Here is a 7757-nt window from a genome sequence, read left to right on the forward strand (position 1 = left end):
ATCGCACTTTCTCAGGCTTTAATAATTCTCCAAGTCTGCGGACTATCTGAGCAAGATGAGTATAGCCCAGATGAGTGCGAACGCTTTCTTGAAACCTACAAATCAATAAAAGAGCAAAACAAATCCTTTGAAGAAGTTGCATCTGAGTTAGCTGCTCTAAATGAGTCTGGGATTTCTCAGCAACTAAAATTAGATGCAGTGATTGAGAATGTTAGTGAAAAAGCTGTAGTTGCCAGAGAGGATTTATCTAATCTTATTGATAGGATTACTGCTGCCGAAGCTGAAGAAATAACTAGCTTAGTTCAATCACTTTACCTGAAAAATGTCGCATTGAAATTGCAACAGAGCGATTCGGGAAATAATCTGTTTGCTCAATTAGAAGAAAGAATCATGGCTCGAATCGCCCAAAAAAAGCAACAGAGGGCACAGTTATCTGGAATGAATTGGGAGACGACACCCTCATTGCCTTCTTCGCCAATGCCGATGCTGTCGCCCAACGTATCCAAGAATGGAATGAATACCGATTAAAACAAGAAATTGCAGCCAAAGAACGCACTATTGATATTCAAGTCGAAAAAGCCTCCGATGCTAAAGCCAATAAATTAGCTGCCCACAAGCTGGAAAAAATACAGGCATGGAACGAAGCACAACTAGAACGTCAAAAACTTCGTCAAAAACGCTTTGAACAATGCAAAGGACTTCTTTTCTGGTTTGGTGCTTGGGTCGGTTCTGGTCGCTCTGGGATTTTCTTTTTTATCTCTGCCATTTTGATTTCTGTAACTGTTACAGCCGTGAAAATTATTAATCTACCAACAAATCTTTCCTGCCCTGATGCCAAAAGTCTCTGTTATCGGGTGTACAAAATGCGATTCAACAATAAAAGTGTGATTCTTCCACAGCATACCAAGGATATTATTGCCGAGTATGAGCGCAATAAGAATAAACCTAAACGGCGCAAGTAATAAAGTTTTGGCGAAAAATAAACTGTCTTTAGAGGATGTTTGAAAATTCCTCTTGTCGGTATCAAATATAGTTTTAGATTCCCCTATATTTCCCTAATAAAGGGGGACTTTGATTCCGTTTTCCCATTTTTTAGGGGGAATAGGGGGGATCTAAAAGTGCCTAAATTCACAGCGAAACACTTTTTAAACAACCTCTTAAGTTCTCCCCTAGCTTTTGATAAAAACGCAACTAAATGATAATGGGATGAAGTTATGAACGAACTAAAGGAAATTAAACTTTGGGATGATTGGGACGATATTAATTTATCTACTCCAGAACGTCGCATTGAACGTTTAGAAATTCTGCTGTGCCAAAAAGTCCACAAAGGCGAGGACATATCTGAATGTCTGCAAGTTTTAGAGTACTTGAAAAATCGCACGACTCAGCAAAAGTTAGAGTCTGTTTTCTTTAGGCGAGTTCAGTCTCAACTGACTTTCAACTCGTGGCAAATAATTGGTCAGGCTACATTAATCTTTTTAGTCGCTATTCCTTGCTGTTTTGCAACGTATAAAATAGCTACTTCATCATTAATATCTAGCAATTCTTCGTCGGAATTATCTCTTAGCAAACAATTATCAAAAAGCACCCCACCACACAGTAAAAAACATCATAGATAAACACAGTGACAGTGCAGTATATTTATTTACTGCACTGCGATTACTGACTATGATACTCCATCAGTAATTTCTAAAATCTTTCAAGTCAACGGAGTAAAAAGGCAGTTTATGAATATTTACTTTCATGCCCAAGGTGAGGCGATCGCTTTCTTTCACATATTCAAGTAAAATCACTGTATTTGATGGATAAAAACTTTCTTTACAGCGTAACCTCACCTACTTTAATAAGAGGTGTCTTTGTCGAAAGGCAAACTGTCAACATCCTCAAAGTTACGCAGGTCTTGCTCCATCTGCTGACGACGTTGGACGTATGTTTTGCTGTTTCCAATCCTCCCTTCCATCAACCATGCACCAAAGTTGATGCCTTGTTCTACGTGATCGGCAGACATTTCATTATAATCATCAACCTCCATTTTCTTACGCCACTCTTGCTGTTCCAGCGCACTTTCACTGATGCCAATTTTCTGAGCATATTCTACATATTCAGGTCTGAGAGAACCATCTGGGTTAAATTCCTTTTTTTCTTGTTCGCTAAAGAAATCGTAGGCTGTGTAGATTGGCCACGGCTCTGGATCAGTCTCATCCAGGTGCTTCCACTCGTCATACTCTTCTTTTACTCTACGAGCATAACTATCAATTGCTCCTGGATGTGCGCCTTTAGATAACTTTTGTTGTCTTACTTCATCTTTTAAAGTTCCATCTGCATTGAATTCTTCCTTATGCATATTTATCCAACGCTTAATTCTCAACATACAAACCTCTGAAGATATTAACCAAGTTTCATTAACTTCTTAAAACCATGACTCTGGAAATTAAACATTTTGATCCCAGGCTCAATCAATGGATTTATACAGATGAGCGTAAAACTATTTTAACTGAAAAGCTCAGTAATACTTTACTGGAATTTTACTTTCCTGATAAAAAATTCTCATTTGGACATTCCGATGAATACAGCACAGACGAAGACTTAAAAAATCATCTAGATGGACACATCTTACTATTATCTTCAAAAACTCGTTTACTTTATGGAGAAAAGGAATGTTTAGAAACGATTCAAAAAATTTGTCCAGATAGTAAAGACCGTGGGGCTTATGGTTCCATCTTCCTTGGGGCTTGTAAAAATGCGATTCACGAAAAGCTAAACATTCTGGTAGTAGATGATTCTACTGATAACAGGGGTGAAAATGGAGGGATATTATCGAACGATTTAGCATATAAATTAGTTGGCGATTGTTATGGGCAGATTTCAACACAACTTTATGACTTGCTAACCTTAAGAGATTCCCAAGCAGATAAAAGCTATCGTGTAATTCAGCATCGATTTGGTTGGGTGGATGGAGTTGGAGAAGATACTACTAAATACCGTTTTGGCAAAGGAACACTCCGACCATACAGACTAGATAGAATAGAATATGCAGATCCTAAAAATGAACCAAAAATAGACATAATTCTCCCCGTAAGCAGTTTCAAGGGAACAGACAAGGATAGACCCAAAGGCCCTACTAAACCTCAAATTCAACCAGGATTATATCAGCAAAATATTTGGTTAGCTGAAAAAGGACAATCTCAACAAGGTCAGATGTCTATTTCCCAACTGCTGGCATCTTTCCCCCAAGGAATTAAAGATTTTGCCGAGGAACTAGAGGTACAAGCTCAAAGATTAGTCTCTATTCAAGATGACCCAAGAATTGTTGCTGCTTACTATTGTGAAAGATACGAAAAACGTAAAGAGTCATTGAGCCAAAATAAATTAAAAATATCAGACATTATCAATCAAGAAATAGATGTTAAAAACTTAGGGACAAATGACGACTTAGATGCAGATCAGGACTTGGATGACGAGAGTACTAAAGATGATTTGTTCATGTACAAACTCATTAAAGCCGATTTAGTTGGGCATCAGCAGTTATTAGAAACTGAGAAGGTCAAACAGGAATTAAGTCGGTTTGTACAAAGTGAGTGGCGAGATATTGCTATTGGGAAAACACTTACTTTTGACCGAGGAATGATTATTCCCTCCAAGGAACTCAAAAATGGTGAAATCTGTGCCCCTTGGCTGAAGCTTGGAGAAAAAGTTCTTAACTTTCGCTCTCCTTTCCTCAACTCTAATGGTTTGTGTGTCTCTACTAACAAACACGTTGAAGACCGTGTTGCTCCAGATGGTAAATCTTTGCAAGGCATAATTGTAGTTAATGACGAAGACCACAAGCGCATACAAGCCAGAATTACAGAGTTAGAAGCACAAGGAATCGATGTTGATTTTATCGACCCAGCAGAAACCGAATCAGAACGCCAAGCACGAGACTACGATGGTGACTGCATTGGTGTAGCAAGAGCTAGCTTATATCCCAATTTAACAGCAGAGGCAGAGCGGAGAAATCTTCCCCAAAACGCCTATTCGCCCACGGTTAAGCTCAAAAAACAATCATTTTATGATCCCACCGATGGAAGCCAGCCCCCTTTTGAAAAAATCGCTATCCACATGAGCGATAGCATCAGCGTGGGCATCATCAACAATCAAGTGACAGCACTGGAGGCATTAGAATCGGAAATTGAAGTCCTTAAAACTTACGGGACTGTCGAACAACAGTCAACTTATTTAGACCAAGTTTCTAGTCATTACGAAACCCTGTTTGAGCAAGAACACCAGAAAGAGCCAAAGTTAATTCGAGAAGAATACAAACCTTATATGCAAGGGTTTGTTAAACTTGCTTTGGGTCAAAGAACGCCAGAGATTATTCAACAGGCGATGGATGTTAACCGCCTGATGTACCGAGAAATGATTGGTGAGGGGTGTTATCAAAACCAAATAGCGGTTGATTTATTCAAAAGTGCAAAAAAACCTGAAATGGATAAAATCCGGGAAAACAGCCGCTACTTGTATCGTGATGTTAATTATATTAAAGATAAGAAATCTTCGTCAGTTTATTTAAACACGGGGATAACACCAAAGGGCTACTCGCCAGTAGAATTATTAATTAGCCAAACCAATAAATATTTCCAAGAATCACAGTTAGAATCGCGTCCCATCGTCCAGTTTAAAGACTTGTTCCAAGGAGTAGAATTTACACCACAGCAAAAATTGGCAGCGATCGCCGCCAAGTACGAGTTTGATCGGAAATTCAACGCTGCGGTTCGGATGTCCCAACGGCGTGAAACTGAGAAAGGGCCGTCCGCAATAGTGCAAACTCCACAAGGGGCGAAACTGGAAATTACCAATCTCACCCGTTACGGACACCCCTTAATCTGGAAAGCCCAGATGTTGAACATTCGCCTAGATGAAATTCCAGAAAAATTCAGAAGTAAAGAACGCCCTCACCGATTATTAGTAGTTACACAGATAGATGGTGAGATTGGGGAGGATAGGAAACCCGCATACCATAAACTGGGAACAGTTAGCCAACAATCTGTGACTGACCACAACCTCAAGGCGGGGATGACCATGCAGGGAGCTAAACTCCTAGAACTAAAACCAGAACTTACTAGAAGCCAAACTAAACTACTTTTTGCCAAGGCAAATGAATCGGCAGAAGCATTTTACGCTTCAATACCAGAGTCAGAAAAACTTGCAGGAGCAGCAGCCGCTTGGAACATCTGTGCATCCCGCCAGGATGAACTCGAAGTTGCAAGAAAAGAAAACGCAAACCCCCAGGCTCGCGCCAAAAAAGTTTCCAATTTCGCCTTCGCTGCTTTCCCAAGTGAGATTATATCCCGCTTAGATAAGTTGCAATTTACTGAACCGAAGTTAGTCACATTAAATAATGAAGCAAATCAATTTTTGGGTCGAGACTGGAATCCCACCGAAAAACACCCGATAGAAATCAGAGCTAGTCACCACCCACCGGGGCATGAACGCCACGTTTCCAGATTGTTATTTGTACAGGATACTGACGGCGAATATAAAGAATTCGCCATGCTCGAAACCAGAACCGCACAGCTTCCCATTGGTACAAAAGCGCTCTCTTGTATGGTTGGGGTAGAACCTGCTACTGCCAAAGCAACTATTGGACTGCCAGGATTTGAGCCGTTTGAAATTACTATCCGTGAACTCAAGAACTTCTCTTATGCAGGACTTGTTTTTAATGCCGAACCGATCAACTTAGAATTTGGCACTGTGCCGGTGACTGACAAAACAGTAAAAATCAAACTTGATGGCAAAACTTTGGGTGAGTTAGACAGTGATTCTGCCCAACAGTTAAAAGAAATTGATTACCTGAAAAATGGTAATCCTCTAAAGTTAAAGCTCATGTCAATCTCCGAAACTGGAGATCAAGCTTTTGTGCTAGGTGAGTCTCCCAATGGGAATCTCCTCAAAATTAATAAAATTAACTTTTATGATTTTTCTGGTCAGACATTCGATGATTTTGATTACCGAAAACTGAGTATCGAAATGCCACCCTTAAAAACCAGAGATGCCGTGTTTTTAAATGGTGAACCCTTGGGAGTGTTGCACTTTAAAAAAGACAAAGACGCGCTCAGACAGCTTGGACTACTCAAAACCGGACAACTTACACCTGCACCCGCTATTATTGAAAGTAATTTTTCTGTTATTTGCGCTCAAATTGACCCTAATACCGTTGAATATCCCCAAAAGTGGACGAAGGAATTTCAGATTTTTGGGACTCAATCAGTAAACCCTCAACAACAGGAGATGATTGATAGTAGTGCGAAAATTCTACATCATATTAAAGAGCGTCCTACTTTCTTATTTTCTACAGAATCAAACAAAAAACTTGGAGTTATGGGCTTGGCTGTTGATAACCAGAAAGCTGATACTGTGACTAAATGGTTAACTGCTCAAAAAGTTGAATTGAAGCAAGTACCAACAGAAGATGTGATGAAGGAAACTAAAAAAGGTCTAGCGGTATTTAACTTGGTTGATAGCTCCATACCTGCCAAAACTTTAGAGAGCATGACCAAGAAATTCGGGGCTGTGATTGAATCAACACAAGAGTATCAGCAAAAAGTCAATTCCCTTGCCACACGACCGCAGTTTTTGAAACCACCAGAACAAGCAGCACAATCCCAGCCTTTGCAAAGCCGACATTCCACTCCACCCCAAGATATTCAAAAAGTCGCCCCTTCAGGCATCAAAGGCAAGCCGATTCCCATGAATTACCCATTAATGATGCATGGTGACACCAATCTTTTACCCGTGGATACTTGCATTGATGCGATGAGAGGATATGGTCGGACTCATACCACTAGAGCTTATCAGCCTTACAAACAGTATGGATTTAAACAGGGTGATATAGCTCTAGCTACAGGCATTGATAAACAAGTCGCCTTTCGAGTCGGGAAACAGTATCAAATTACACCTGATATGATTGCTGACCCTGTTTATCAACAGCATTGGGCTGATATGGAAAAGCACTCACCCAAGGCATTACCAGAACTGTTTACCGAAAAACAGCAGGTGTGGGGACTACATCTTGAACCCTTGGGGGATTATGTGGAGGGTTTTATAGTCCCGTTTCCTGAACCACAAAACAGAGCCGCACCCAACCAAGAAGTCCAAACTCAATCAGTTACTATTGATGACTTAAGAAATTGGTACAATGCCGCAGATAAGTTAGGGAAGTCGGAAAATTACAAAAAACGCATTATAGAGGTGGCCAATCAGTTTAAAGCTGGTGAGCAATTATCAGCCCAAGCGTTGACAGTAATGAAGAAAGATACATTTGAGCTTGAAGCCATCAGTCGGCTAAGTCAAATTGCTCAAAGGATTGGCATGGTCTGGGGTAAGTCTGATGAAAATGGTACTCAATTTCTTGGAAAAATTTATGACTTGGCTTTCAATACCCAGCAGAGAAGTTTAACTATTTCGCAGAAAAATGGAGAGGTAATTTTAAACTTGCAATCTGGTCAGGTACAGACTAATAAACTAACTCCACAGATATTGCAAACTTTTGAGGATGCTAATACTCAAATTGATCAAATATTAGCTAAATCTCAAGCGCAACAAATAGACTTACAAAGATAGATTTGAAGAATTCGGCAGCCAGGAGCCAAGTCGCTTTGCTCCAATTCGTAATTACTAATGGGCTGCGCCCCGCTACGCTCTAAGCAAAGCTATGCCGCAGGCTTTACGTAATCCGTAATTAATAACCCCATGAATAAATTCAGGAGCTTGGAATA

At 40.1% G+C, this 7757-nt stretch carries 4 protein-coding genes and 1 pseudogene; 4 read left to right on the plus strand and 1 reads right to left on the minus strand.

The genetic code is table 11. The features are described 5' to 3' along the window. The 3 genes and pseudogenes from ACEW80_RS08275 to ACEW80_RS08285 form a co-directional block, all read left to right on the plus strand. Positions 1 to 528 (plus strand): annotated as a pseudogene (locus tag ACEW80_RS08275) (hypothetical protein); the annotation flags it as partial. Next, entirely contained in the window at positions 444 to 962 is a 519-nt protein-coding gene (locus ACEW80_RS08280) for a hypothetical protein (RefSeq protein ID WP_373526131.1), read from the plus strand. The pseudogene ACEW80_RS08275 and the gene ACEW80_RS08280, both read left to right, overlap by 85 nt. Positions 963 to 1214: 252 nt before the next feature. Beyond that, on the plus strand, positions 1215 to 1619 hold the full coding sequence (locus tag ACEW80_RS08285) for a hypothetical protein (protein WP_196519422.1): 405 nt from the start codon (positions 1215 to 1217) through the stop codon (positions 1617 to 1619). A gap of 221 nt (positions 1620 to 1840) precedes the next feature. Here ACEW80_RS08285 and ACEW80_RS08290 read toward each other — a convergent pair whose 3' ends face one another. Continuing rightward, positions 1841 to 2371 carry a hypothetical protein gene (locus ACEW80_RS08290; protein ID WP_373526132.1) on the minus strand — a complete coding sequence of 177 codons (531 nt, stop codon included), beginning with the start codon at positions 2369 to 2371 and terminating at the stop codon, positions 1841 to 1843. 47 nt (positions 2372 to 2418) lie between these two features. Between ACEW80_RS08290 and ACEW80_RS08295 the strand changes: the two genes are divergently transcribed. Continuing rightward, positions 2419 to 7602 carry a hypothetical protein gene (locus ACEW80_RS08295; protein ID WP_373526133.1) on the plus strand — a complete coding sequence of 1728 codons (5184 nt, stop codon included), beginning with the start codon at positions 2419 to 2421 and terminating at the stop codon, positions 7600 to 7602. Positions 7603 to 7757: the final 155 nt, after the last annotated feature.

The sequence above is a fragment of the Nostoc sp. genome (assembly GCF_041747015.1).
In the GTDB taxonomy this organism is placed as follows: domain Bacteria; phylum Cyanobacteriota; class Cyanobacteriia; order Cyanobacteriales; family Nostocaceae; genus Nostoc.

Bases quoted from the DNA above. Each gene is read 5' to 3' on its own strand.
- ACEW80_RS08285 (WP_196519422.1), top strand. From the start codon at position 1,215: ATGAACGAACTAAAGGAAATTAAACTTTGGGATGATTGGGACGATATT.
- ACEW80_RS08290 (WP_373526132.1), bottom strand. From the start codon at position 2,371: ATGTTGAGAATTAAGCGTTGGATAAATATGCATAAGGAAGAATTCAAT.
- ACEW80_RS08295 (WP_373526133.1), top strand. From the start codon at position 2,419: ATGACTCTGGAAATTAAACATTTTGATCCCAGGCTCAATCAATGGATT.